At 54.7% G+C, this 26,951-nt stretch carries 22 protein-coding genes; 12 read left to right on the top strand and 10 right to left on the bottom strand.

Annotated features, from left to right (window positions below):
- The first annotated feature begins 100 nt into the window (after positions 1-100).
- Positions 101-1,159: a porin OmpA gene (ompA, locus tag D9980_RS04085; RefSeq protein ID WP_121606487.1), complete on the top strand. Its 1,059-nt coding sequence runs from the start codon at positions 101-103 to the stop codon at positions 1,157-1,159.
- Positions 1,160-1,225: 66 nt separating this feature from the next.
- Here ompA and matP read toward each other — a convergent pair whose 3' ends face one another.
- Positions 1,226-1,684: a macrodomain Ter protein MatP gene (matP, locus tag D9980_RS04080; RefSeq protein WP_121606486.1), complete on the bottom strand. Its 459-nt coding sequence runs from the start codon at positions 1,682-1,684 to the stop codon at positions 1,226-1,228.
- Between the two features lie 208 nt (positions 1,685-1,892).
- On the opposite strand from matP, the gene D9980_RS04075 reads away from it, so the two are divergent.
- From D9980_RS04075 to fabF, 4 genes are all read left to right on the top strand, one after another.
- A complete protein-coding gene (locus D9980_RS04075) occupies positions 1,893-3,641 on the top strand; it encodes a Lon protease family protein (protein WP_024485664.1) in 1,749 nt (582 codons plus the stop codon).
- Positions 3,642-3,709: 68 nt separating this feature from the next.
- Positions 3,710-4,228, top strand: coding sequence for a bifunctional 3-hydroxydecanoyl-ACP dehydratase/trans-2-decenoyl-ACP isomerase (gene fabA / locus D9980_RS04070; RefSeq protein ID WP_024485665.1), 519 nt, complete (start codon positions 3,710-3,712; stop codon positions 4,226-4,228).
- Positions 4,229-4,340: 112 nt separating this feature from the next.
- Positions 4,341-4,865 (top strand): helix-turn-helix domain-containing protein, encoded by a 525-nt coding sequence (locus D9980_RS04065; protein WP_024530393.1) that lies wholly within the window; start codon positions 4,341-4,343, stop codon positions 4,863-4,865.
- Positions 4,862-6,136, top strand: a complete 1,275-nt coding sequence (gene fabF / locus D9980_RS04060) for a beta-ketoacyl-ACP synthase II (RefSeq protein ID WP_046808143.1) — start codon at positions 4,862-4,864, stop codon at positions 6,134-6,136. Before D9980_RS04065 ends, fabF begins: the two co-directional genes overlap by 4 nt.
- Positions 6,137-6,206: 70 nt before the next feature.
- On the opposite strand, the gene rmf is transcribed toward fabF, so the two are convergent.
- The 6 genes from rmf to rlmKL form a co-directional block, all read right to left on the bottom strand.
- Positions 6,207-6,374 carry a ribosome modulation factor gene (gene rmf / locus D9980_RS04055; protein ID WP_071784464.1) on the bottom strand — a complete coding sequence of 56 codons (168 nt, stop codon included), beginning with the start codon at positions 6,372-6,374 and terminating at the stop codon, positions 6,207-6,209.
- Positions 6,375-6,643: 269 nt separating this feature from the next.
- On the bottom strand, positions 6,644-7,201 hold the full coding sequence (gene pqiC, locus D9980_RS04050) for a membrane integrity-associated transporter subunit PqiC (protein ID WP_121606485.1): 558 nt from the start codon (positions 7,199-7,201) through the stop codon (positions 6,644-6,646).
- Entirely contained in the window at positions 7,198-8,844 is a 1,647-nt protein-coding gene (pqiB, locus tag D9980_RS04045) for an intermembrane transport protein PqiB (protein WP_121606484.1), read from the bottom strand. The genes pqiC and pqiB overlap by 4 nt, the downstream gene beginning before the upstream one ends.
- The gene (gene pqiA / locus D9980_RS04040; RefSeq protein ID WP_237733962.1) at positions 8,831-10,105 is read right to left on the bottom strand and encodes a membrane integrity-associated transporter subunit PqiA; all 1,275 of its coding nucleotides are present in this window, start codon (positions 10,103-10,105) and stop codon (positions 8,831-8,833) included. The genes pqiB and pqiA overlap by 14 nt, the downstream gene beginning before the upstream one ends.
- A 120-nt stretch (positions 10,106-10,225) precedes the next feature.
- Complete coding sequence (locus D9980_RS04035) at positions 10,226-12,130, bottom strand: ABC transporter ATP-binding protein (protein WP_121606482.1); 1,905 nt, start codon at positions 12,128-12,130, stop codon at positions 10,226-10,228.
- 5 nt (positions 12,131-12,135) lie between these two features.
- Complete coding sequence (gene rlmKL / locus D9980_RS04030) at positions 12,136-14,256, bottom strand: bifunctional 23S rRNA (guanine(2069)-N(7))-methyltransferase RlmK/23S rRNA (guanine(2445)-N(2))-methyltransferase RlmL (RefSeq protein WP_024486046.1); 2,121 nt, start codon at positions 14,254-14,256, stop codon at positions 12,136-12,138.
- A gap of 104 nt (positions 14,257-14,360) precedes the next feature.
- On the opposite strand from rlmKL, the gene D9980_RS04025 reads away from it, so the two are divergent.
- On the top strand, positions 14,361-15,464 hold the full coding sequence (locus D9980_RS04025; RefSeq protein ID WP_121606481.1) for a YcbX family protein: 1,104 nt from the start codon (positions 14,361-14,363) through the stop codon (positions 15,462-15,464).
- Positions 15,465-15,470: 6 nt separating this feature from the next.
- Here D9980_RS04025 and D9980_RS04020 read toward each other — a convergent pair whose 3' ends face one another.
- Together D9980_RS04020 and pyrD are read right to left on the bottom strand one after the other, a co-directional pair.
- The gene (locus D9980_RS04020) at positions 15,471-16,019 is read right to left on the bottom strand and encodes a cell division protein ZapC (protein ID WP_024486044.1); all 549 of its coding nucleotides are present in this window, start codon (positions 16,017-16,019) and stop codon (positions 15,471-15,473) included.
- Between the two features lie 157 nt (positions 16,020-16,176).
- Positions 16,177-17,187: a quinone-dependent dihydroorotate dehydrogenase gene (gene pyrD, locus D9980_RS04015; protein WP_021804888.1), complete on the bottom strand. Its 1,011-nt coding sequence runs from the start codon at positions 17,185-17,187 to the stop codon at positions 16,177-16,179.
- Between the two features lie 597 nt (positions 17,188-17,784).
- On the opposite strand from pyrD, the gene ssuE reads away from it, so the two are divergent.
- From ssuE to ssuB, 5 genes are read left to right on the top strand one after another with little or no spacing between them, the layout of a single operon-like run.
- Complete coding sequence (gene ssuE / locus D9980_RS04010; protein ID WP_115159654.1) at positions 17,785-18,363, top strand: NADPH-dependent FMN reductase; 579 nt, start codon at positions 17,785-17,787, stop codon at positions 18,361-18,363.
- 10 nt (positions 18,364-18,373) lie between these two features.
- On the top strand, positions 18,374-19,339 hold the full coding sequence (locus D9980_RS04005; protein WP_121606480.1) for a sulfonate ABC transporter substrate-binding protein: 966 nt from the start codon (positions 18,374-18,376) through the stop codon (positions 19,337-19,339).
- Between the two features lie 15 nt (positions 19,340-19,354).
- Positions 19,355-20,503 (top strand): FMNH2-dependent alkanesulfonate monooxygenase, encoded by a 1,149-nt coding sequence (gene ssuD, locus D9980_RS04000; protein ID WP_121606479.1) that lies wholly within the window; start codon positions 19,355-19,357, stop codon positions 20,501-20,503.
- 11 nt (positions 20,504-20,514) lie between these two features.
- Positions 20,515-21,306 (top strand): aliphatic sulfonate ABC transporter permease SsuC, encoded by a 792-nt coding sequence (ssuC, locus tag D9980_RS03995; RefSeq protein ID WP_046808141.1) that lies wholly within the window; start codon positions 20,515-20,517, stop codon positions 21,304-21,306.
- Positions 21,306-22,079, top strand: a complete 774-nt coding sequence (gene ssuB / locus D9980_RS03990; protein WP_024484581.1) for an aliphatic sulfonates ABC transporter ATP-binding protein — start codon at positions 21,306-21,308, stop codon at positions 22,077-22,079. The genes ssuC and ssuB overlap by 1 nt, the downstream gene beginning before the upstream one ends.
- Positions 22,080-22,111: 32 nt before the next feature.
- Here ssuB and pepN read toward each other — a convergent pair whose 3' ends face one another.
- Positions 22,112-24,727 carry an aminopeptidase N gene (pepN, locus tag D9980_RS03985; RefSeq protein ID WP_121606478.1) on the bottom strand — a complete coding sequence of 872 codons (2,616 nt, stop codon included), beginning with the start codon at positions 24,725-24,727 and terminating at the stop codon, positions 22,112-22,114.
- Positions 24,728-25,071: 344 nt separating this feature from the next.
- Here pepN and D9980_RS03980 point away from each other — a divergent pair, with 344 nt between their 5' ends.
- On the top strand, positions 25,072-26,772 hold the full coding sequence (locus D9980_RS03980; protein ID WP_121606477.1) for a GGDEF domain-containing protein: 1,701 nt from the start codon (positions 25,072-25,074) through the stop codon (positions 26,770-26,772).
- Positions 26,773-26,951: the final 179 nt, after the last annotated feature.

Raw genomic sequence — 26,951 nt, 5'->3', positions numbered from 1 at the left:
AGTAACAAACGAGGGCTCAAACCTTGGCGAAGGAATTTAAACCAAGGGCTTAAAGCAGCTTTAAAGCTCATTGCCTATTTGGATGATAACGAGGCGCAAAATGAAAAAGACAGCTATCGCATTAGCAGTGGCACTGGCAGGTTTCGCTACAGTAGCGCAAGCCGCACCAAAAGACGACACTTGGTACACTGGTGCTAAACTGGGTTGGTCCCAGTTCCATGACACCGGTTTCTACGGTAACGGTTACACCGTTGATAACGACGCACGTAAAGACCAGATTGGTGCTGGTGCGTTCGTTGGCTATCAGGCAAACCAATACCTGGGCTTCGAAATGGGCTACGACTGGTTAGGTCGTATGAAATATACCGGCGCTAACACCGGTTCTTTCAAAGCTCAAGGCGTTCAACTGGCAGCTAAACTGAGCTACCCAATCATGAACGATCTGGACATCTACACTCGTCTGGGTGGCATGGTATGGCGTGCAGACAGTGATGGTGCTGGCTCTAACGGTGGCAACCATGACACTGGCGTTTCTCCATTGGCAGCAGTTGGTGTTGAATACGCACTGAACCGTGACTGGGCTACCCGCCTGGACTACCAGTGGGTTAACAACATCGGTGATGCAGGTACCGTTGGCGCACGTCCAGACAACGGCATGCTGAGCGTAGGTGTTTCCTACCGCTTTGGCCAGGAAGTTGCTGCTCCAGTAGTAGCTCCAGCTCCGGCCCCAGCTCCAGTTGTTGAGACCAAGAAGTTCACTCTGACTTCTGACGTTCTGTTCGCGTTCAACAAAGCGACCCTGAAGCCAGAAGGCCAACAAGCTCTGGATCAGCTGTACACCCAACTGAGCTCACTGGATCCGAAAGACGGTTCTGTTGTAGTTCTGGGCTTCACTGATGCAGTAGGTTCAGCAGAATACAACCTGCGCCTGTCTGAGCAACGTGCACAAAGCGTTGTGGATTACCTCGTGTCTAAAGGTATCCCTTCAGACAAGATCTCTGCACGTGGCATGGGTAAAGCTAACCCAATCACTGGTGACACCTGTGGCTATCGTTCAGGCCGCGCAACTGCAGCTCAGATCGCATGTCTGGCTCCAGATCGTCGCGTAGAGATCGAAGTTAAAGGTATCAAAGAAGTTGTTTCTCAGCCTCAGGGCTAAGTAAAACGCTTCTTAGTAAAAAACCCCGCATTGCGGGGTTTTTTTTTGGCCTGACGTTAGGTAATGCTATTTATCATCCTTACCCAGGATCGCCTGTAGATCCTGTTTCAGCGATGACATCTGGCTGGCATACTTCTCTTTTCGCTCGGCATCTTCGATCAGCTGTACGACGGTTTCCGACAGAGTGACACCACGGCGATGAGCCAGCGCAGCCAAACGTTGCCAGACCAGGAACTCCAGATCGATCGATTTCTTGCGCGTATGCTGATGTTCTGAGTTGAAATGGCGCTTACGCCGGGCGCGGATGGTTTGTTTCATCCGGTTATCCAGCGTCGGATTCATATGCTCATCGATCCACGCCAGCACATTGACCGGTTCATTTTCCAGCTTCAGCAGTTGGTCAATGACCTCCTGAGCAAGGCTGTTTTCAATGTAGCGGGTGATCGCTTCACCTTCCCGGTGCTTTTTCACCAGGTACTTCCATTTCCAACCGCTCTCCAGATTTTCCAGTTGCTGATATTTCATCGTGAACTCTGCTGTGACCGTGTAACTTTAATAAGCATAACAGCTTTAGCCAACTTTTCCTCGGCAATTACCCGCCGTTTTTGACTGTTTTTTGCACAGTCATCGGGCAATGTCAAACTCCGATGCTCAACAATGACTCTGGAGGTATCAAGCTGGCGTTATTCTTGTATAATCGCGCTTTCCCTTTTTGACGATTGCATCTAACACTTTGACCAATAACCGACTTGAATGGCAATCTCTGTTGCCTGCTGCTACGCCTTATCAGGCGATTTTCGATTCCGCTGCTCAATTGGCACCCGTGGCCTTTTCTGCAATCCAGCCCCGTTTGGAGAATGCGCTGACGCTGTTTTTGCATCCGCTGTCTCTGCCACGTTTTATGCTGTTGAAAGCACAGGAAACACGTGAGTATCTGGCGTTGATCGCCCGAGCGGCAGAAGAGTTGCAACCGCAGAATACCGTTAAAGGCAGTCACTACGTGATTGAAGGCGACACCGTCAGCATTAAAAATGCCCTGCGCGGCGATGAACCTTTTGCCGCCGGCGGTGCTTGCGTTTACCAGGAATGGGTTGAGCCAGAACAGTTATTTGGCTGCGTCAGAATGCACAATGGTGCGATCACCTTGCAACCGGGCCTGGTCCATCAGGCTAACGGCGGCGTGCTGATCCTGTCGGCGCGTGCCCTATTGGCACAGCCGCTATTGTGGCTGCGTCTCAAGCAGATGATTACCCAGCGCCAGTTCCAGTGGCTGACGCCAGATGAAACTCGGCCGTTGCCGATTTCCATCCCTCCGATGCCGTTGGAGTTACGCCTGATTGTAGTGGGCGATCGCCATGGCCTGGCTGATTTCCACGATATGGAGCCTGAAGTCTGCGGTCAGGCCGTCTACGGTGAATATGAAGACGATCTGCAGCTCACCGAGCCAGACGATATGGTGCAATGGTGTGGCTATATCAATAGCGTGGTCGCCGAGCAGCAATTACCACCGCTGGCAGCCGACGCCTGGCAGCCTCTGATGGTCCAGGCGGTGCGCCATACCGGTGACCAGGGTAACCTACCGCTATCACCACTGTGGGTCAGCCAGCAGCTTTCTGAGGCCGCTCTGTATGCCGAAGAGGAGCAGATCACCGCTAAAGCGTTAGAAGCGGCGCTGAATGCGCGCGAATGGCGTGAAAGCTATCTCGCAGAACGCATGCAGGACGAGATTGAGCTGGGCCAGATCATGATCGAAACCGAAGGCGAGGTGATTGGTCAGATTAACGGCTTGTCGGTGCTGGATTATCCAGGGCATCCGCGCAGCTTTGGCGAACCTTCGCGCATCAGTTGTGTAGTCCACCTGGGCGATGGCGAATTTACCGATGTGGAGCGCAAGGCCGAGTTGGGAGGCAATCTGCACGCCAAAGGCATGATGATCATGCAGGCGTTCCTGATCTCCGAACTGGATCTCGATCAGCAACTGCCCTTCTCCGCTTCGATCGTCTTTGAGCAATCCTACGGTGAAGTTGACGGGGATAGCGCCTCACTAGCCGAACTCTGCGCCCTGATCAGCGCATTGTCACAGCAGCCGATCACCCAACAAATCGCCGTGACCGGTTCCGTTGACCAGTTTGGTAATGTGCAACCGATCGGTGGCGCAAACGAAAAAATCGAAGGTTTCTTCGAGGTCTGTCTACGCCGCGGCCTGACGGGCAAACAGGGCGTGATCCTGCCAGCCAGCAACGTACGGCACCTTTGCCTGCGCCCAGACGTCGTCGAAGCGGTGCGTGTTGGGCAATTCCATCTGTGGGCGGTAGATAGCGTTGCGGAAGCCTTGCCGTTATTGACCGGCTATCCGTTCGCCGAGGAGCAGCAGCCGAGCTTGCTGGCCGCCATCCAGGAGCGAATTGCACAGGCCATGTTGCCAGAACGGCGTCCGTTGCCGTGGCCATTGCGCTGGCTTAACTGGTTCAGTCGTGGCTGATCGGACTTGTTCAGCGTACACGTGTAAGTTAATCTGCGTCCTTCATCAAAATAAGGTTTACTGAGAACATGGTAGATAAACGCGAATCCTATACAAAACAAGATCTCGAAGCATCGGGCCGTGGCGAACTGTTTGGCGCCGGTGGGCCACCGTTGCCATCAGGCAACATGTTAATGATGGACCGCGTGGTCAAGATGACCGAAGACGGTGGTAGCCACAATAAAGGCTACGTAGAAGCTGAGCTCGATATCAATCCGGATCTGTGGTTCTTCGATTGCCACTTTATTGGCGATCCGGTCATGCCAGGCTGCCTGGGTCTGGATGCCATGTGGCAGTTGGTAGGGTTCTACCTCGGCTGGATGGGCGGCGAAGGCAAAGGCCGTGCGCTGGGCGTCGGCGAAGTGAAGTTCACCGGTCAGGTGCTGCCAACCGCCAAAAAGGTCACCTACCGCATCAACTTCAAACGCGTGATCATCCGCAAGCTGATTATGGGTGTGGCTGATGGCGAAGTGCTGTGCGACGGCAAAGTGATCTATACCGCCAGCGATCTGAAAGTGGGCCTGTTCAAAGACGCAGCAGCGTTCTAATGCCCTACGGCGACCTCTCTCGGTCGCCGTTTATTTCCCCTGTGTTATTACTGAGCTGGTCGTTTAATCTCCGCCAAGTGACTACAATAAATGTATTCACCAAGAGGGCTGCATGAAAAAAACCAGTTTTGCGACGACCCCCTGCCCAATCGCCCGTTCGTTGGGGCGCGTGGGGGAATGGTGGAGCATCTTAATCCTGCGCGATGCTTTTCATGGCCTGAGCAAATTTGACGAGTTTCAGCAAAGCCTGGGGCTATCCCCCACGCTGCTGACCCGCAGGCTTAAATTTTTGGTGGAAAGCGGCATTCTGTATAAGCAACGCTACCAGACTCGCCCGGTACGCTATCAATATCTGCTCACCGAGCGCGGCAAGGATTTCTTCCCGGTCTTGGTGACGTTGTTCCAGTGGGGCAATACTCATCTGACTGAAGGGGCGCACAGCGCAGAACTGGTCGATCGACGCAGCGGTCAACCCATACAGCCTCAATTAATCGATGCGCTAACCCAGCAGCCTATCGCCCTACAGCACATCACGTTAGCGGCAGGTCCTGCGGCCGGAGAAGCCATGTCACGCCGTGCTTCTCTGATGCAGCATCACTACGCCTTACTTAATGAATCATCCAAGGAGTCACTATGAGCAGTCGTCGTATAGTTATCACCGGTATGGGGGCCGTCTCTCCTTTAGGTTGCGGCGTAGAGCCTATCTGGCAACGCCTGTTGGCGGGTCAGTCAGGGATCAGCCCACTGCCCGAAGAGATGGTGGCAGATTTGCAGGTCAAGATCGGCGGTCAGGTGCCCACGCTGGAGCAAGATGCCGCTGCCGGTTTTGATCCAGACCTGAGCGTGGCACCGAAAGACCAAAAGAAAATGGACCGCTTTATTCTGCTGGCGATGGCCGCCGCTGACGAAGCCATTAAACAGGCTGGTTGGAACGCCGATAGTGAGGAGAAACAGGAGCGTACGGCCACCGTGATCGCCTCCGGCATTGGTGGCTTCCCCGCTATCGCCCATGCGGTGCGCACCACGGATAGCCGCGGGCCGAAGCGCCTATCTCCTTTCACCATTCCCTCCTTTTTGGTTAACCTGGCCGCCGGCCATGTCTCCATCAAGCATCAATTCAAGGGGCCGATTGGCGCACCGGTCACCGCCTGTGCAGCAGGCGTACAGGCCATTGGCGATGCGGTGCGGATGATCCGCAACGATGAAGCCGATATCGCCTTATGTGGCGGAACGGAAGCCGCTATCGATACCGTTAGCCTGGGGGGCTTTGCCGCTGCCCGAGCCATGTCAACCACGCCTGCGGATGCCGCAACCAAAGCGTCACGTCCGTTTGACAGCGCCCGCGACGGTTTTGTGATGGGTGAAGGTGCCGGGATGTTGGTGATCGAGACGTTGGAACATGCGTTGGCACGCGGTGCCAAGCCGTTAGCTGAGATTGTCGGTTACGGCACCAGTGCAGATGCCTACCATATGACTTCCGGGGCCGAAGATGGCGACGGCGCCTATCGGGCGATGAAGATTGCGCTGAAACAGGCTGGCGTCACGCCAGATCAGGTTCAGCATCTGAATGCACACGCCACCTCAACCCCGGTTGGCGATCTGGGTGAAATCAACGCCATCAAACACCTTTTCGGCACCGATGGGCATATCGCTATCACCTCCACCAAATCGGCCACCGGCCATCTGCTGGGAGCCGCAGGCGGCCTGGAAACCATTTTCACCGCCCTGGCGCTGCGCGATCAAATCGCTCCGGCCACTCTGAATCTGGATAATCCAGACCCTGCCGCCGCCGGTTTGCATCTGGTGGCCAATAAGCCGGAACCGATGGCAATGACCTATGCCCTGTCGAACGGATTTGGTTTTGGGGGAGTCAACGCAAGTATTTTGCTGAAACGCTGGCAGGAATAATTTTACGCTTAAAACGAAAACCTCCGCTTGTTTGGCGGAGGTCGTTCCTTAATTCATGACAGAGAGCCGCTTAAGCGGTCACAGCCCTGTCCTCCATGGCTTGTCGCCAACCCCCCAGCCAGTTAGCCCGGGCGTCTAAAGATTGGTAGGGACAAAGTTCCCTTGAACGCCCTGCAATACCTGCTTGGTAACCCCGTGATTCAGCCCGTTCCAAACGATCTCTTTTCTGTCTCTTCATGCCTCATTTCCCTCGTTGTTACTTTGTGGAAAGAAAACAATGGCCGCACGAAATACAACCACATTTAAGGAATAGCCCTAAATGGCGAGAAGATCAACGTTCAAATTTCATACCGTTGTCATATTTGTGAGCTATGCACGGCGCATAAGCTAAGTGGCTGATATTGCTGGAGTGGATTTAATTACATGATAATAAAAGAAAAAAATCCCGGCAAGGCATTTGCTTTGCCTCACCGGGATGGCTTTAGAACGAATTATTACAAGCTATGATTAAAGGCGAGCGGCCTGTGCGGCAATCTCCTGCGCTTCCTGCAACCAGCCTTGGGCCAAGGTGCGAACCAAGGCGTCATAGCCATCTTCACCCTGTTTCAATTCCAGATTGAATGGCCGCTTGATCAGCCTGCCCTGATGGCTCAGCACCCATTCACCACGCACGATCGCTTTACCATCGTAGCGGCCATGGAAGCCGCTGATGGTGACGTTAAGCACATCCTGATCGCTGCTCATCGGCTGTGATGACACCATCCAACCCGGCAAAGCGCTGCCCAGGTTGGTCACCAACGTCTGTTGCAATTGCTGATCCAACGGGCTGGCCCACAGGTTGTTTTGCCCAATCACAAACTGCACGTCGTTAGTCTGGTAGACCACCCCACTCTGCGCCAGGAAATCCGCCACGCTAACGTGCTCCAACCACAGCTGACGTGACGCCTGGGTACCACTCACCTGAGCCGGGGTCCCTAACGCCGGTAACTGGTAGTAAGTCTTGTTGGGGGTACTGCTACAGGCACTCAGCAACAGCGCCAGAACTACCGGGATCCATTTTTTCATTTTTTGGCCTTCTTCGGCTGAGGGTCATTACTGCCCGCGGCTTCAAATACCAGGGCGTTGCTCTTATCGTTCAGGGTACGCAGCACCGGTTGCAGCTCACGCAGCACCTGATCGAGACGTTGCATATCACCGAGCATCTTGTTGTAGGCTGGTGAACCTGGCTGGAACCCTTTCATGCTGCGATTGAGTTCTTGCAGGGTTTTCTGCATATCTTCCGGCAATGCCTTCATCTCTTTACTGCTGATGATGTCATTGAGCGACTGCATGGTTTTCTGCGTTTCTTTCATGGTCTTCTGGCTTTCGGCCAGCGTTTTGGTCGCTTCGTTGATCATTGGATTGATCGGCATCGAATTGATCTTATCCAGCGTCTGTACCAGCTTCTGCTGGATCTGCGCCAGGCCACTGCCGGTAGTTGGCAACAGCGGATAACCGAACAGCTCACGCGGCCCCTTCCACGGCTTCTCATTTGGATAGAAGTCCAGATCGATATATAACGCTCCGGTCAGCAGGTTAGCAGACTTCAGTGAGGCGCGTATGCCGCGTGCTTCTGCATCTTTCAAATGCTGTACTACGTCGAAGCCCTTACCCACCTCTTGGTTAAAGCGCTCTGGCTCAATACGGATCAGCACCGGTATGCGATAGTCATTATCCAGTTGCTGGCGCATGCCTTCTTTGTAGAACGGCACTTGCCCCACGGTACCCAGGCGAATACCACGGAACTCGACTGGTGCCCCTGGCTGCAAGCCACGGATCGATTCGGAGAAGAACACCAGATAATCGACATGCTCGGTATACAGCGAATCCTGAATATTGCGCTGGTTATCGAACAGGGCAAACTCGGCCTTTTCTTTCACCGCAGGGCCACGCTCCCAACCTTCAGGCACGTCAAAGCTCACGCCACCGCTAAACAGCGTGGTCAAGGATCCCATTTCCACACGCATACCTTGTGCGGACATATCGAAGGCAACGCCGCTGTCTTTCCAGAACCGGACGTTGGTAGTGATCAACTGATCGTAAGGCGCGGTAATAAACAGCTGATAGCGCATGGCGCGCAGCTTGGGATCGAAATAGCTGGTTTCCACTGAACCGACGCGGTAGCCACGGAACAACACCGGATCGCCAGCGTTCAACTGGCCAGACTTGTCACTGTCCAGTATGACGCGCAACCCTTTGGCATCGGGTGAGGCCAGCGGGGGAGCATCCAGCAGCTGATAATCCGCTTTTCCTACCTTGCCCTTGTTGCCCGGTTGCAATTCAATGTAGGCACCAGAGAACAAGGTTCCCAGCCCAGAGACGCCTTCACGGCCAATCTGCGGCTTCACTACCCAGAAGGCCGAATCGTCACGCAGCAGCTTTTCCATGCCGGAGTTCAGGCGAGCCTGCACCAGCACTTTACTCAAGTCTTCGCTCAGGGTGACGCTTTCCACCGTACCGACATCCACACTGCGGCTTTTGATCTTGGTTTTTCCCGCTTCCAACCCTTCGGCAGAGGTCGTGACCAACGTCACTTGCGGCCCTTGATGGCTGAAGTGATAAAACAGGATCCACGCACCGATCAACGCGGTGACAATGGGAATGATCCACACCGGCGACCAGCGCTTGATCTTCTCAACATCCGCGACGCCATGATTACTTTCCGTCACCTTGCGGCTCCTTTTTTATTGTTTCATTTGCGCGATCCCAGGTTAAACGGGGATCAAACGCCATAGCAGCAAACATGGTGAGAATGACCACCATGGCGAACAGTAGCGCTCCAATGTCTGGATAAATACTCATCAACTGTCCCATACGTACCAACGCCGAAAGCACGGCGATCACAAACACGTCAATCATTGACCAACGGCCAACAAACTCCACCACTTCATAAATCAGATGCATACGCTCGCTATCGGCCTTGGCCTTGCCTTTGCCATTGGCATCCAGGCATAGCCAGCCAATCGCCAACATCTTGAGCGAGGGCACCATAATACTGGCAATGAAAATCACCATCGCCACCGGATAGGAGCCTTCGCCCCATAGCAGCACCACCCCGGCCATGACCGTTGACGGCATTTTATTGCCCAACGCCTCGGTGATCATAATCGGCATCAGCATCGCCGGAATATACAATATGATCGAGGTGACCAATAACGCCATCGTCCATTGCAGGCTGTGGCGACGGCGTACATAGCCCACCGTGTGACAACGCGGGCATTTGGACTGCTGGGCGGGCAGGATGGCCGTACAGCAGGAGCAGGAACGAACGCCTTGCCGCAGGCCGGTACGCCCAACCTGCAACGGTTGTTCAATCAACGGGGCCGGTTCAATATCTTGCCACAACCAGCGACGATCGACGCATTGGAAGGCTCGCACCTGCAGCAGGCAAAACAGACAGTAAGGGATGAAACTGGAGCCAATGCCGATATCACCATAGGCCATCAGTTTGACGAAGCTGACCAGCACGCCAGCCAGAAAGATCTCGACCATGCACCAGGTCTTCAACTGGAACAGCACCTTGGCCATCCAGATCTTCCATTGTCGTGGCAGCCGCACCCTGGCACACAACAGAATAATCGCCAACATGCAAAACGCCGGGATCAGTTGCACAAACACCATAAACAGGGTGGCCATGCTGGCATAGTCTTCTGCCACCATCACCTGAGGAATTTGGATCAGTTTGATTTCATTGCCCAGACCGGCAACGCGCATGTTGATAAATGGGAAGATATTGGCTAACACCAGCATGAATAATGCGCTGAGGGCAAAACCAATCGGTTGTTTACGCGGTTCTGCCCAGCGGGCGCTGAGTGTCGTTTTACAACGGGGACAAACGGCCTTGGAGCCTGATTGCAAAGGCGGCAACGCCACCAGCATATCGCATTGTGGGCACAGTATCAGGTTATCCTGTTGACGCTCGCCATGCATCGCATGACTCTGCTGCTTATGACTTTCGTGGGAACACACCATTATCCTCCTTAACCGTGTCGCTCATCGGTACAGCCTGGGTTGCCCACAGCAGCAGCGTGCGGGCAACCCTGTTTCCAATCAGCCGTTTTTCATTGCTTCCAGCTCTTCCCAGCGGGCAAAGGCTTGTTCCAGTGCCTGCTCCGCAGTGGCAAGATCGGCCAGCACCTGCTGGGTTTCGCTATGTGGGCGTGAGAAGAACCCTGCGTCACTCACCTGTGCCTGCAAGGCTTCAATCTCCATTTCCAACTGTTCAAGGCGCTGTGGCAACTGCTCCAGTTCGCGCAGCAGGTTATAACTCAGTTTGGCTGCTGATTTCTTAGGCTGCTCGGTTTTTTTCTCCACTGCTGCCTTGGTTTGGCTGGTGGCTACCGTGCGGATCGGCTTGGCGGTAGCACGTTGATGGTGTGCATCGTAGTAGCCCCCGACGTAAGTGTCGATCACGCCATTACCTTCGAAAATCCAGCATTCGGTCACGGAGTTATCAACGAACTGACGATCGTGGCTCACCAGCAATACGGTACCCTGGTAGCTATCAATCATCTCTTCCAACAGTTCCAGCGTTTCGACGTCCAGATCGTTGGTTGGTTCATCGAGGATCAGCAAATTACTTGGCTTAAGGAATAATTTGGCCAACAGTAGGCGGTTACGCTCCCCGCCCGACAACGCTTTGACAGGCGTCATTGCCCGTTTAGGGTGGAACAGGAAGTCCTGCAGATACCCCAGCACATGGCGCGAACGGCCATTGACCATCACTTCCTGCTTACCTTCCGCCAGGTTATCCATCACCGTACGTTCTGGATCAAGCTCGGCGCGGTGCTGGTCAAAGTAAGCCACTTCCAGCTTGGTGCCACAGTGCACTCGCCCGCTGTCGGCTTTCAGTTGACCGAGCATCAATTTCAGCAAGGTGGTTTTACCACAGCCGTTTGGCCCCACCAATGCGATTTTGTCACCGCGCTGCACCTGGGCGCTGAAGCCCCGGACCAGCACTTTGTCGGCAACCTGATAATTGACGTCTTCCATTTCGAACACAATCTTGCCCGAACGCACGGCCTCTTCCACCTGCATCTTGGCGGTGCCCATCACTTCACGACGTTGTGAACGCTCGTTACGTAACGCTTTCAGAGCGCGTACCCGGCCTTCGTTACGCGTGCGGCGTGCCTTGATGCCCTGGCGGATCCAAACTTCTTCCTGCGCCAGTTTGCGGTCAAATTCGGCGTTCTGTAGCTCTTCGACCCGCAGCGCTTCTTCTTTGCTTTCCAGATACAGCTCGTAGTTACCCGGCCATGACACCAGCTTGCCGCGATCGAGATCGACAATGCGCGTGGCCATATTGCGGATAAACGAACGGTCGTGCGAGATGAAGACGATGCTGCCCTGGAACTCTTTCAGGAACCCTTCCAGCCAATCGATGGTGGTGATATCCAGGTGATTGGTAGGTTCATCAAGCAGCAACACGCGCGGTGAACTGACCAACGCCCGGCCCAGTGCCGCTTTACGCAGCCAACCACCGGACAGGGAGGACAGCTCCGCATCGCCGTTCAGGCCTAGTTGCAACAGGACTTCACTGATACGGCTGTCCAGCTGCCATAAGCCCTGGTGATCGAGGATCTCCATAACCTGCGCCATACGCGTCAGGTTCTTTTCGCTCGGATCCAGCTCTACCTGGTGCGAGATAGCGTGATACGCCTTCAGGTGTTCCGCCTGCTCGGCCACGCCTTCGGCCACAAAGTCGAACACCGTGCCGCCGATATTGCGCGGAGGATCCTGCTGCAAACGCGCCACAATCAGATCCTGCTCGTAAATGATGCGACCATCGTCCAATGGGATCTCTTTACCGAGGATCTTCAGCAGGGTCGATTTACCGGCCCCGTTGCGCCCAACCAGGCAGACGCGTTCATTGTCTTCAATATGAATTTCGGTGTTGTCTAACAAAGGTGCATCGCTGAAAGAGAGCCAGGCACCGGACATGCTGATTAACGACATAGTAATTATTTTCCTTCGCCGGCGTGGGTGACCAGCCAGCAGTTGTGGATCTGACGGTTACGGGCAAAGTCTTCTGACTGCGTCTTGGCGGTAATTTCTTTCGCCTCCAGACCCAGTGCGTTCAGACCTGCCAGATCCATCTGGAAACCGCGTTTGTTGTTGGAGAACATGATGGTCCCGTTACGGCGCAGTATCCGTTGTAAATCTTTCATCAGCGCCAGATGGTCGCGCTGTACGTCAAAGGTGTTCTCCATCCGCTTGGAGTTGGAGAACGTCGGCGGATCGATAAAGATCACATCGAACTGTTCGTCGGCATTGTGCAGCCAGGACAGGCAATCTGCCTGGATCAGGCGGTGCTGTCTACCGGTCAGGCCGTTAACCCGCAGGTTCTTCTCCGCCCATTCCAGATAGGTACGCGACATATCCACCGTGGTGGTGCTACGTGCGCCCCCCAACCCGGCATGTACGCTGGCGGTGCCGGTGTAGGCAAACAGGTTGAGGAAGTCTTTGCCTTTGCTCATCTCACCCAGCATACGGCGCGCGATGCGGTGATCGAGGAACAACCCGGTATCGAGATAATCCGTCAGGTTGACCCACAGCTTGGCATTGAACTCTTCTACCAGCAGGAACTCGCCCTTCTGTGCCAGCTTCTCATACTGATTCTTGCCCTTCTGACGTTCGCGGGTTTTCAGGATCAACTGATTAGAAGGCAGCTCTAACACCGCCAACGTGGCGTTAATCACGTCAAACAGGCGCTGGCGGGCTTTCTGCGCGTCGATGGTTTTCGGCGGCGCGTATTCCTGGACCACGACCTTACTGCCATAGCGATCTACCGCCACGTTATAGTCAGGCAGATCGGCATCATACAGGCGATAACATTCGATCCCCTGCTGCTTCGCCCATTTGTCCAATTTCTTCAGATTCTTGCGCAGACGGTTGGCAAAGTCTTCCGCCACCTGCACGCCACCAGCACCCTGCGGGTTTTCTGCCAGCTGGTAGTTTTTCTGTACGCAGTCCAACGGGCCGTTTTTCGCTTTGAACTGGCGCTCGGCGCGCAGCTGCAGGCAACTGAGCAATTCCGGTGAAGCGCTGAACAACGAAAGCTGCCAGCCACCAAAGTGGCTCTTCATGATGCGCCCTAACATATTGTGCAGCGCAATCAGGGCTGGTTCGCTCTCAAGGCGTTCACCGTATGGCGGGTTGCTGACCACCGTGCCTACCGGGCCTTCCGGCAGTGGGTTGGTCAGTTTGCTGACGTCATTCACGTTAAAGGTGATCAGTTCAGCCACGCCAGCGCGGCGGGCGTTCCCCTTCGCCATTTCAATGACGCGGCGATCGATATCCGAACCAAAGAAGCGTGACGGGGTTTCTTGCAGACCACGTTTCGCCCGCACCTGCGCTTCGGTGATCACTTCACGCCACAGTTCGGCATTGTGACCGTTCCAGGCGGTAAAGCCCCAATGTTGGCGATGTAGGCCAGGCGCCCGATCGGAGGCGATCATCGCCGCTTCGATCAACAGTGTGCCGGAGCCACACATCGGGTCCAGCATCGGCGCCCCTGGTTGCCAACCGGAACGTTGGACAATCGCCGCCGCCAGGTTTTCCTTCAACGGAGCCTGGCCGGTCAGATCGCGATAGCCGCGCTGGTGTAAACCTTCACCGCTCAAATCGAGCGCTACGCTGGCCATATCACGCTGCAGGAAAACGTTCACGCGAATGTCCGGCTGCTGTTTCTCTACCATTGGCCGATCGTTGAGCTTGCGGGTAAAGCTGTCCACAATGGCGTCTTTAACCTTCAACGCGCCATATTGGCTATTGCGGATCTCTTCATTGAGGCCGCTGAAGTGCACGGCAAAGGTTTTATCCAGGCCAAATATCGATGGCCAGTCAATGGCCTGCACACCGAGGTACAGATCCAAATCGCTGTGCACGCGAAATTCATTCAGCGGCAACAGAATACGCGAAGCCAGGCGGCTCCAGAGCAGGCTTTGGTACAGAAGACGATCGTCACCCTGAAAATGTACTCCCCCCTGCACCACTTTGCAGGAGTGAGCGCCAAGCCGCTCCAGTTCGCTTTTTAACAGTTCTTCCAGTCCACGCGCCGTGCTGGCAAACAGAGTGTTCATATCGTGCTTATCACCAAAAAGAAAATTGTTGCGCATTATAGCTAATCCAGACCGCTTGTCATAAAGTTGCTCCCTTCTATTTCATTTATCGCACGGAGGCAGGGGTGATCACGCTCTCCCGACTTTACGTTCATCCGGTCAAATCACTACGGGGTTTGCAGCTTTCTCACGCCCAGGTGGCCAGCAATGGCCTGGCTTTTGATCGCTCTTTCATGATCACCGAGCCAGACGGTACCTTCATCACCGCCCGCCAATACCCACAGATGGTGCTGTTTACCCCGGCGTTGTTGGCCGATGGCCTGTTTCTGACTGCACCGGACGGTGAAAGCGCGGCGATCCGCTTCGTTGACTTCGCCCCCGATGCGCAGCCGACCGAGGTGTGGGGCAACCATTTCACCGCGTTGATCGCGCCGGAGGCCATCAACAGTTGGCTAAGCGGTTATTTTCAGAGAGAGGTCCAGCTACGCTGGGTGGGGCCAGAATTAACCCGCAGGGTAAAGAAACACCCGGAAATTCCGCTCTCCTTTGCCGACGGTTACCCTTATCTGCTGATTAATGAAGCCTCATTCCAGGATCTGCAGCAACGTTGCCCAAGCAGCATCAGGCTGGAGCAGTTTCGCCCAAACCTGGTGGTGACCGGTAGCCCGGCCTGGGCAGAAGATGGTTGGCAGGTGATCCGCGTCGGCGACGTGATGTTCGATCTGGTAAAACCCTGCAGCCGCTGCGTATTGACCACGGTCAGCGTCGAGCGTGGCCGCAAACACCCGAGCGGCGAGCCGTTGAGTACGCTGCAACAGTTCCGCACTGCCGATAATGGCGACGTCGACTTTGGTCAAAACATGATTGCCCGAAACAGCGGTATTATTCGCGTCGGCGATAGCGTTGAAGTGCTGTCAACCAAACCACCGCGGCCGTATGGGGCAGGCAAGGTTGTCGAAAGCCTACAGGCACCGCAGGACAGCACCACCAGCGTGAACATTGAGTATCAAGGAAAGGTGTTTGCCGGTAATAACCAGCAGATCTTGTTAGAGCAGTTGGAGCAGCAAGGCATTCGCATTCCTTACTCCTGCCGGGCTGGCCTGTGTGGCAGTTGCAAGATAACGCTGGTGGAGGGCGAGGTTGCGCCGTTAAAGAAAAGCGCAGTGGCCGCCAACGGCGCCATCCTCTGTTGCAGCTGTATTCCTAAAAGCGATGTGAAGCTGGCATAACGCAGATTACACTGCCCTGTCGTAAGCCGGGGCAGACTGTTCGTCCGGGATGCAAGGTTTCAGGCGGTCGTGCATCACTTTGATCGCATCCCCCAGCACCATGGTGCGCCCAGCCAACGTCAGCTGATTTTGTGCCAGCAAACACAGGCTGGCATTATCCCCGGCTTCCACCACCAGCAGACGCGCATCGACACCGCTATCCATCACCTTTACCGCCGCCAACTCGCCATTTTTAGGGCGTAGCGGATAGTGTTGCTGAGCAAAATGCCAGCTCTTGGGCATCAGGGGTTTAAGAAAACGAAAGGCCACCAGCGCATTTAATACCAACTCGGCACGTTGTTCATGGCTGAGCTTTATCTGTTTGCACTGTTCTTCATAATCAAAATAAAGCGCTGCATCATCGACGCAGAATGCACATTCAGCGAAGGCGTCCGGGGTTAGCATTTTTGCCGGAAAGCGTGAACGGAAGATCATACCATTGGCTAAATCGAGCATCAGTCGATCGTGCTCAGCGTCAAAATACCAACGCCAATTGTCATCAGGTTTTATCTTCATTGCTTATCCTTCTCACCACATGCCAACGCAGTATTACGCAAAGGGCGATTTTATCACCGGAAAGGTTGCTTAAACATCGGATAATTCCGCTACCGAACAAAATATAGACGAGCCGGGGGCAGAAATAAACCCCCGGTCGAAAATGAAAGGCAAAATATTAGATATGGGTAACGATATCTTTAATCAAACGCGGTCCGTGGAAGATAAAACCGGAATAAATTTGTACCAAAGTTGCCCCGGCCTCCATTTTTTCCCGCGCCGCCGTCAGGGAATCAATTCCACCAACGCCGATAATCGGCAAGCGCCCTTGCAACTCCTGTGACAGGCGACGGATCACTTCAGTGCTGCGTAACTGTACCGGACGGCCACTTAATCCCCCTGCCTGATCGCAGTAATTCAATCCCTGAACCAGTTTACGATCGAGAGTGGTATTGGTGGCAATGACCCCATCTATATTATGACGAACTAAACTGTCCGCTATTTGGATCAGTTCTTCCTCTGAAAGATCCGGCGCGATCTTTACCGCAACCGGCACATATTTGTGATGGCGAGCCTGCAATTGGGCCTGCTTATTTTTTATCGCCGCTAGCAGATCGTCCAGCGCTTCACCATACTGTAAGGATCGTAATCCCGGGGTATTGGGTGATGAGATATTAATCGCGATATAGCCGGCATACGGATAAACCTTATCCATACAGATCAGATAATCGTCTTTGCCCTGCTCGACCGGCGTGTCTTTATTCTTGCCGATATTGATCCCCAGCACGCCGCCAAAATGGGATTTCTTAACGTTTTCAACCAGATTGTCTACGCCGTGGTTATTGAACCCCATGCGGTTGATCAACCCTTCGGCCGGGACCAGGCGGAACAGACGCGGTTTATCATTGCCCGCTTGCGGACGCGGCGTAACGGTACCGACCTCAACAAAGCCAAAGCCCATCGCGCCAAAGGCATCAATGCACTCGCCGTCTTTATCCAGACCGGCAGCCAAACCTAACGGGTTGCTAAAAGAGAGCCCCATGCAGCTCACCGGCTTGCTCGGCACCGACTGACGGATAAGAAACTCTAGTGGGGTGCCGGTAATACGGCGCAGTTGACTGAAGGTCAATTCGTGTGCACGCTCGGGATCGAGCTGGAACAAGGCTTTCCTGACGATGGGGTAGTACATGTACTCTCCTGATTTCCCGGTTATATCCTGCTGACTTGAGGGTGCAATTAAATCGCTGCGCATGATGGTGCTACAGGTGGAAGTCATGCAGAACGCCGACACGCCGTGAACCCGTCCATGGGGGCTCGTATCGCGCATCCCTGCGCTCAACGTTCGTAACCGCATGACTCCCACCTGCCTCAAGCTTTGGCGTAGCGGTTACTTAGCGACAACCTCAAGTCAGCAGGATAGGCCTGTAGACCGGGGGCGTATTATCCGGTATCCCCTCGCCAATTGGAATTGATTAAAGGCAAAAAAAGCGCGTTTAACGCAATCGTTTTCCTTGTATGCCGCTATTTGCCCGCTTTTCCCCCTTTACGCATATCAAAATCAAAAAATGAGATTTAAACAACGCCCCCTTTTGCTGTTAGCTTTAAAACACTTTACGAACATTAATTTAACAAAATCAACCTTTATACCCTATGGATTTCAAGTTGCAGCTAGGCGACAAACTTGTTCATCCCCAGGAGCTTACTTTTAGTAAGTGACTGGGGTGGACAAGTGCAGGTAACAACGCTGCAGCTTGAAAGACGACGGGTATAGGTATAAGGAGTGGCGATGCGCGTTTTATCTCTGGCTGGCAGCCCAAGGCTCCCCTCACGCTCGGCGGCGCTGTTACAACTGAGCCAACGCTGGCTACAACAGCAGCAGGTGGAAGTGATCCCCTATACCCTGCACGATTTTCAGGCGGAAGACCTGCTACGTGCCAATTTTAACAGCCCTGATATTAAAGCCTTCGCCGCGCAACTGGCCGCTGCGGATGGCCTCTTGATCGCCACGCCGGTTTATAAGGCATCGTTTTCTGGCGCGCTGAAAACCTTACTCGATCTGCTTCCTGAACGTGCGCTGGAACACAAAGTGGTTTTGCCGCTGGCCACCGGCGGTTCCATCGGCCACATGCTGGCGGTGGACTATGCGTTGAAACCGGTGCTGACGGCACTGAAAGCCCAGGAGGTGCTGCACGGCGTGTTTGCCGATGACGGCCAGATAGTGCTTAACGGTGAACAGGCCCAGCTATCCGATGGGGTGGCCGCGCGCCTGAACGAAGCGTTGGACAGTTTTTATCTGGCGCTCAGCCGCCGTAAACCGCCGGTGCCAAACACCGCCGCCTCTCTGTTAACCCGGCAAACTGCCTAAGGAAATCATCATGCCACTCTCTTTGCGCCGCTGGCTTAACACCGGTGCGCTGGCCGCCATTATGGCGCTGGCGCTGACCAATACCGCTGTCGCACAAGATAACGCACCTGCTCAGTTTCGTATCGGCTACCAAAAAGGTTCGGTGAGTCTGGTGTTGGCCAAAACCCATCAGTTGCTGGAACAGCGCTTCCCCTCCACCAACATCAGTTGGATCGAATTCCCGGCGGGCCCGCAGATGCTCGAGGCGCTGAACGTCGGCAGCATCGATCTGGGTAGCACCGGCGATATCCCGCCAATCTTTGCCCAAGCCGCCGGGGCCGACCTGCTGTATGTCGGCGTAGAACCGCCAAAACCCAAGGCAGAAGTGATCCTGGTGCCGGAAAATAGCCCGATCCACAGCGTCGCCGAGTTGAAAGGCCACAAAGTAGCCTTCCAGAAAGGCTCCAGCTCACACAACCTGCTACTGCGGGCACTGCAAAGGGACGGCCTGAAGTTTACCGATATCCAACCGGTTTATCTGACGCCTGCCGATGCCAGAGCGGCCTTCCAACAAGGCAACGTTGATGCCTGGGTGATCTGGGATCCCTACTATTCTGCCGCGTTGCTGCAAGGTGGTGTACGGGTACTAACCGATGGCAGCGAACTGAACCAGACCGGTTCTTTCTACCTGGCCGCTCGCCCTTATACCGAAGCCAACGGTCCGTTCATCCAGCAGGTGCTGGCGGTGCTGACCCAGGCCGATGCGCTGACGCATAGCGATCGGGCGCAGAGCATTACCTTGCTGGCCAAGGCGATGGGCTTACCGGAAGCGGTAATTGCCAGCTATCTGGATCATCGCCCACCGACGGCCATTAACCCCCTAGGGGACGCCACCATTGCTGCCCAGCAAAAAACCGCCGATCTCTTTTTCGCCAACCGGTTGGTTCCGGTTCAGGTCGATATTTCTCAACGCGTCTGGCACCCAGCCGCACAATAATCAGGAGAAAACGCTATGAGCATTAACGTATTCTGGTTTTTACCTACTCACGGAGATGGCCACTATCTGGGGAGTTCAGAAGGGGCACGTGCGGTCGATTACGGTTATCTTCAGCAGATCGCCCAAGCCGCTGATCGGCTCGGTTTCGGCGGCGTGCTGATCCCAACGGGGCGTTCGTGCGAAGACTCTTGGTTAGTTGCCGCTTCGTTAATTCCGGTCACGCAACGGCTAAAATTCCTGGTGGCCCTGCGCCCCGGCATCATATCCCCGACCTTGGCAGCCAGGCAGGCCGCCACGCTAGATCGCCTTTCCAATGGCCGCGCCCTGTTCAATCTGGTGACCGGTGGCGATCCAGAAGAGCTGGCAGCGGAAGGATTACACCTTAACCACACCGAACGCTATGAAGCCTCCGCCGAGTTTACCCACGTATGGCGCAAAGTACTGGAAGGTGAAACCGTCGATTTCGCCGGTAAGCATATTCAGGTGAAAGGCGCCAAGCTGTTGTTCCCCCCGGTGCAGCAACCTCGCCCACCGCTGTATTTTGGCGGATCCTCAGAAGCGGCACAGGATCTGGCAGCCGAGCAGGTTGAACTGTATCTGACCTGGGGAGAACCCCCTGCCCAAGTGAAAGAAAAAATAGAGGAAGTACGAGCCAAAGCAGCGGCCCTGGGGCGCAAAGTCCGCTTCGGTATCCGCCTGCACGTCATCGTGCGCGAAACCACCGCAGAAGCCTGGCAGGCAGCCGACCGTTTGATCGCCAACCTCGATGATCAAACCATTGCGGATGCACAAAAAGCCTTCGCCCGCTTCGACTCCGTTGGCCAACAGCGTATGGCGGCCTTACACGGCGGCAAGAAGGACAATCTGGAAATCAGCCCTAACCTGTGGGCCGGTGTCGGATTGGTGCGTGGCGGTGCAGGCACGGCTTTGGTGGGCGATGGTCCGACGGTCGCTGAGCGCATTCAAGAATATGCCGATCTGGGTATCGATACCTTTATTCTTTCCGGCTACCCGCATCTTGAAGAGGCCTATCGCGTAGGTGAACTGCTGTTCCCGCATCTCGATCTAGCAACCAGCGAACAACCGGCACAGCTGCGTGCGATCAAGCCGCAGGGCGAAGTGGTCGCCAATATCTATGTCCCACAAAAAGTGTCACAAAGCTGAGGAGAACCGTGATGGCGATCGGTGCACAACAAATTCTGCACCGGCTGGCCCCCTGGGCTTTGCCGGTAGCACTGGTGATTGGCTGGCAGACCGCCGTTGAGGCTGGCTGGTTATCTAACCGTATCTTGCCCGCGCCGAGCGCCGTAGTGGCTGCCTTTTGGGCTTTAACCAAGAGTGGCGAACTTTGGCAACACCTGACCATCAGCAGTTGGCGTGCGCTGATTGGCTTCAGTATCGGTGGCAGCATTGGCCTGGTGCTGGGATTCATTACTGGCCTGTCCCGCTGGGGAGAGCGTCTGCTCGACAGCTCGGTACAGATGATCCGTAACGTGCCGCATCTGGCGCTGATCCCGTTGGTGATCCTGTGGTTCGGCATCGACGAGTCCGCCAAAATCTTCCTGGTGGCGCTGGGTACGCTATTCCCGATCTATCTGAACACCTACCACGGTATCAAGAATATTGACCGTGGCCTGCTGGAAATGGCGCGCAGCTACGGCCTGAGCGGCTTTAGCCTGTTCACGCAGGTGGTGTTACCCGGCGCGCTGCCTTCGATCATGGTCGGCGTGCGTTTTGCCCTCGGGTTTATGTGGCTGACGCTGATCGTCGCCGAAACCATCTCCGCCAACTCGGGCATCGGTTATCTGGCGATGAACGCCCGTGAATTCCTGCAGACCGACGTGGTGGTGGTCGCCATTATTCTATATGCCCTGCTAGGCAAACTGGCCGATGCCTGCGCACAGCTGCTCGAACGTGTCTGGTTACGCTGGCATCCGGCCTATCAACTGAAATCAGGAGAAGCATAATGACGGCACCGACTCGCATCCCGCAAGGCACCCCCATTACGCTGGAAGCCATCGCCAAACGTTATGGCAACCGCACCGTGCTGGACGATCTGCAACTCCGCATCACCGCGGGCCAGTTTGTGGCCGTGGTTGGCCGCAGCGGCTGTGGTAAAAGCACCTTATTGCGCCTGCTCGCAGGGCTGGAAACGGCCAACAGCGGGACACTGTTGAGTGGTAATGCCCCGCTCAGCCACGCCAAAGATGATACGCGGCTGATGTTTCAGGATGCTCGCCTGCTGCCGTGGAAAAAGGTGATCGATAACGTGGGGCTTGGCCTACGCGGTAACTGGCGTGATGCTGCATTGCAGGCGTTAACCACCGTTGGGCTGGCCGACCGTGCCAATGAATGGCCGGCCGCGCTGTCTGGCGGGCAGAAACAGCGTGTCGCCCTGGCCCGTGCGTTGATCCATCGCCCACGGCTGTTGCTGTTGGATGAACCCTTGGGGGCACTGGATGCGTTAACGCGTATAGAAATGCAGGGGCTGATCGAAACGCTATGGCAACAGCATGGCTTCACCGTACTGCTGGTCACGCATGACGTTAGTGAGGCGATCGCACTGGCCGATCGGGTGCTGTTAATCGAAGAAGGACGTATCGGGCTGGATCTGACTATTGATTTGCCACGGCCGCGCCGCAAAGGTTCGGCAAAGCTGGCGGAGTTGGAAGCAGAAGTGTTGGCGAGAGTGTTGGCACCACCGCAAGCCGTTGGGACTTCCCGCCGGGCGGCGAATTAATCAGGGGACGGCAAATGCCGTCCCCTCGCTTTTTATGCGTCTAACGCCTTGGTGATCTTCTCAAACAGATCGCCAGACAGGTTATCCAGCCCTTTCAACTGCTCCAGCGCCTGACGCATCAACGCCTGACGAGAGGCATCATAGCGCTTCAGGCGGATCAGAGGTTCAATCAGCCGCGCGGCAACCTGTGGGTTACGCTTGTTCAGATCGCTGAGGATCTCCACCAGGAACTGATAGCCACTGCCGTCTGCCGCATGGAACGCCGCCGGGTTGGCCGAGGCGAACCCACCAATCAGCGAGCGGGTGCGGTTTGGATTACTCAGGCTGAATGAACGGTGTTGCAGCAGCGCACGCACCTTGCCGAGCACGTCTGCCGCCGGGCTGGTGGCCTGGAGGATGAACCACTTGTCCATCACCAGACCATCCTGATGCCAGCGCTCATCAAACTCGGCCATCAAGGCATCACGGCAAGGCAACTGTGCCCCCATCGCCGCAGCCAGTGCAGCCAGCGAATCGGTCATGTTATCGGCCTGCTGGAACTGTTGCACCACCAGCTTGTCGGCCTGCTCTACATCGCCGAAAGCCAGATAGTGCAGACAAATATTGCGCAGCGAACGTTTGGCAATATCGCCGTGCTCAACCCGGTACCCTTCGGTTTTGTTAGCGTGATACACCGCCAGCCACTCATCGGCCAGCTCTTTAGCCAGGCAACGGGTGATCGCTTCATGCACCGCCGAAATGGCTTGCGGATCGATGATGGCGAACAGCTCGGCAATTTCGTTTTCCGATGGCAGCGTGAGGATCTGCGCGGCCAAGGCCGGATCCAGCTTCTCATCCAGCAACACCGCCCGGAAGGCATCTGCCACATGCAGCGGCAGCGACAATGGCTGCTTTTGCTGATATTTGGCGACGTTCAGCTTGATGTAGATGGCCAGCAGGCTCTGCGCGGCATCCCAGCGGGAAAACTCATTGCGCGCATGCTGCATCAGGAAGGTCAGTTGCTGATCGCTGTACGGATAATCCAGCTTGACCGGTGCCGAGAACTCACGCAGCAGCGAAGGAACCGGCTTATGCGCGACGCCATCAAACACAAAAGTCTGTTCGGCGGCGGTGACGTTCAACACGTTATTGACCGGGGAACCGTCTTTCTGCAAGGCAATGACGTTGCCTTCGCTGTCGTAAAGCTCAATATCTAATGGGATATGTAACGGCAGTTTTTCTGGCTGATCGGCCGTCGGCGCGGTTTTCTGGCTGACGTGCAAGCGGTATTGCTGATCCTCGGCGCTATAGTCATCACGCACCGTCAGCAACGGCGTACCAGACTGGCTGTACCAGCGGCGGAACAGCGACAGATCGACGTTGGAAGCGTCTTCCATTGCCTGCACAAAATCATCGCAGGTGGCCGCACTGCCGTCGTGACGTTCGAAATAGAGCTGCATCCCCGCCTGGAACTGTTGTTCCCCTAGCAGCGTGTGCAACATGCGGATCACTTCGGATCCTTTCTCATACACCGTCAAGGTGTAGAAGTTGTTCATCTCGATCACTTTATCCGGCCGGATCGCGTGCGCCATCGGGCTGGCGTCTTCGGCGAACTGCGCCCCACGCATCACCCGCACGTTATCGATGCGGTTGACTGAACGGGAGCCCAGGTCGGAGCTGAACTCCTGATCGCGGAACACCGTCAGCCCTTCTTTCAGGCTCAGCTGGAACCAGTCGCGGCAGGTCACGCGGTTGCCGGTCCAGTTATGGAAATATTCGTGGCCGATCACCGCTTCAATATTCAGGTAATCCTTGTCGGTGGCGGTTTCGGCCTTGGCCAACACATACTTCGAGTTAAAGATATTTAACCCTTTGTTCTCCATCGCCCCCATGTTGAAGAAATCCACGGCAACGATCATGTAGATATCCAGATCGTATTCCAGGCCAAAGCGGGTTTCGTCCCACTTCATCGAGTTTTTCAGCGAGGTCATGGCCCAGTCGGCACGATCCAGGTTGCCACGATCGACAAACAGCTCCAAGGCCACCTTACGACCAGAACGGGTGGTGAAGCTATCGCGCAACACATCGAAATCCCCTGCCACCAGCGCAAACAGATAGCTAGGCTTAGGGAACGGATCCTGCCATTGTACCCAGTGACGGCCATCTGCCAGGTCACCCTCAGCCACCCGGTTGCCGTTCGACAGCAGGAACGGATAACGCGCTTTATCGGCGACGATGCGGGTTGTGAAACGGGCCAGCACGTCTGGGCGATCCAGATAGAAGGTGATATGGCGGAAGCCTTCGGCCTCGCATTGGGTGCACAGCGCTTCGCCAGACAGGTATAGCCCTTCCAACGCGCTATTTTTGGCCGGATGGATGTCATTGACGATCGTCAGGGTAAACTGAGCCGGTAGCTGTTCAATCACCAGTTGGTTTTCTTGCTGGCGATAGGCACTCCACGGCTGCCCATCCACTTGAATACTCACCAGAGTCAGGTCTTCGCCATTCAACGTTAACGGGGCACCGGCGGCACCCTGCCGTTTGATCTGGCTGACGGCGGTAACGCGCGTGGTGTCTGCATCCAGTTCAAAATCCAGGTCGATATCGGTGATGGTATAATCTGGGGCGCGATAATCGTGGCGATACTTCGCCTGTGGCTGTTGTGTCATAAAAACCCTTTGACGTCTCAGTGAGTTACAGATCCCGGACTCGGAGCGTACCGCCGTCCAGGACGACGCGGTACCTCAATGGCCCGATTGTGAATAAACTGTATCACAGCTATAAAAAAAACCCAGAAATGGCAGCAAATCGCACCAAGAAATCACACGACTCACGCAGACATTCGCTGTTGTTTGCTATGCTCCAGCTACCCTGGCGCTTCACTTAACGTCAAACTCAGCATTTTATGCTTAAACAGGCGCAGTTCCGTCCCCGTTGGCAACCGAATTGCGGAGGAAAACCAGCGGTAGCAATGATATAATCATCCAAGAGCCAGTAGGAGAAACAGATTGGCATGAAAGTAAAATACCTGATCTATTTCTTCACCTTTGCCATCATGCTGTCCTTTGCGGTTTTTATTGCCAATGGGCTGATAAAGGCCCGGAACAGCTATGAGCAAAGCCTGGAAAACCTGTATAAAATCAGCAGGACCAAAGAAGTGGCCGAGGCCTTTCAGGCTACGCTGCTGGCACATCGGTTAAAAAGATTAGGTCTGGCGGATAAATCCGTCACCCAAGCCGAATGGCAAGAGGCCGATAAACAGGCGCGTGATAAAATCGCGATTGTTAAATCCAATGTCGACGCCGATCTCGCCCTGCGCCTGGGCATTCGGCAAAAGATTGCCATACTTTCTATGCTCGATTGGATGGAAAGGCTGCTGGATAACGATTCGCGTCAGGTCACGCAAGTCGACACTGCCAACAGCAATCTGTTCAATATCAACAGCGCCTATTATATCGTCCAGACCACCAAAGCCTTCTACCGCTATACCTACGACACCCGGCTGATCAATGCAGACTCATTTCTGTTTTTGGAGGCTGTTCGCCTTAATAACCGGCTGAATATGTCGCTGACCGAGCTGATCGATCAGATTATCGACGTCAATCTCAGCAGCCTGGAACGCAAGAATGCTTATCTGAAAGCCATCCAATTGACCGGGGTATTCACCCCGCTCGGTACCCGTTTGGCGTTCTTAAAGCTGGCCTATAACGATCCGCAGATTGCCGAACTGGTGGATGAGATACTCCGTAACATCTCCAACAATCGGATCAGCAACATTTCAGATGGGTTATATCAAGCCATTACCCACAATACCGTCTATGACATCAACCTGATCGCCGGCTATATCGAGGAGATGGACGAACTTTCCCAAAGACTCTATGAGCGTAGCTTTGAGCTGGAGATGGCCGCTTCCGAAGCCAAAAAGTATGATAGCCAGACGGCCATCTACGGCATGATTTCTCTGAGTGGGCTGATTGCCCTGTTCATCCTGCTGCCTTCCATGATCTTCTGTTCCAACATCACCCGCTGGCTGACCAAAACGCATAAAAATATTCTGCGCCTGTCACAAGGCGATATGAATATTGATGACAACGACGCTTTTTACAGTAAAGAGTTAATCGCCATCAGTGATGCCATCACCCAGCTCAAACAATACAATCAGGTCAAGATCGCGCTGGAAAACGAAAAGCAGCAGCTAATCAAAGAGCTGGAAGTTTCGTCATTCTTCGATCCCTTAACCAACATTTATAACCGCCGCAAATTTTTCCTCGAGTGTGAGATGCTTGCCCAGAGCAGCTACCCGCTGGCGTTCTGTCTGATCGATATCGATAACTTCAAGCGTCTTAACGATACCTATGGCCACGATGTCGGCGACCGAGTGCTGGTAATGTTCGCCCAGTCGTTAAGTAACACCTTCCGTTCCAGCGATATCTTTTGCCGCTATGGCGGTGAGGAGTTTGCCCTGCTGCTCGGCCACTGTTCCCTGGAAAATGCCCGCAGCATGATGGAAGCGCTGCGTGAACAAACCCAACAGATGTGCCTGGAGTTACTCAACGGAAAACGGGTGCGCTTTACCATCAGCTGTGGCATCGCTGCCGTAGGCAACCTGGCAGAACTACATCCAGCCATCAAACAGGCCGATGAAGCGCTCTATTTTTGTAAGAAGAGCGGGCGCAATCGGGTCAGTATTTATACGCCAACCGGTTTTATCTGAATCTGTGTTTAAAATAATTAACCTCATAATTTTTATGAGTAAATCAACTAAGCCATTCAGTTTATTGGATTAAATGGCTTTTTCTGGCTGAGGTTATGCCGCCGGTAAAATAAAGGCACGTTTTATCCTCGACCCGTTCCGGCCATTTGTGGTGTGATGAGGCTTCAATAACAGGATAA

This window comes from Serratia sp. 3ACOL1 (assembly GCF_003668775.1).
GTDB classification, from domain to species: Bacteria; Pseudomonadota; Gammaproteobacteria; order Enterobacterales; family Enterobacteriaceae; genus Chania; species Chania fonticola.
The sequence above is the reverse complement of the archived record's forward strand: the minus strand, read 5'-3'. Positions and strand labels throughout refer to the sequence as shown.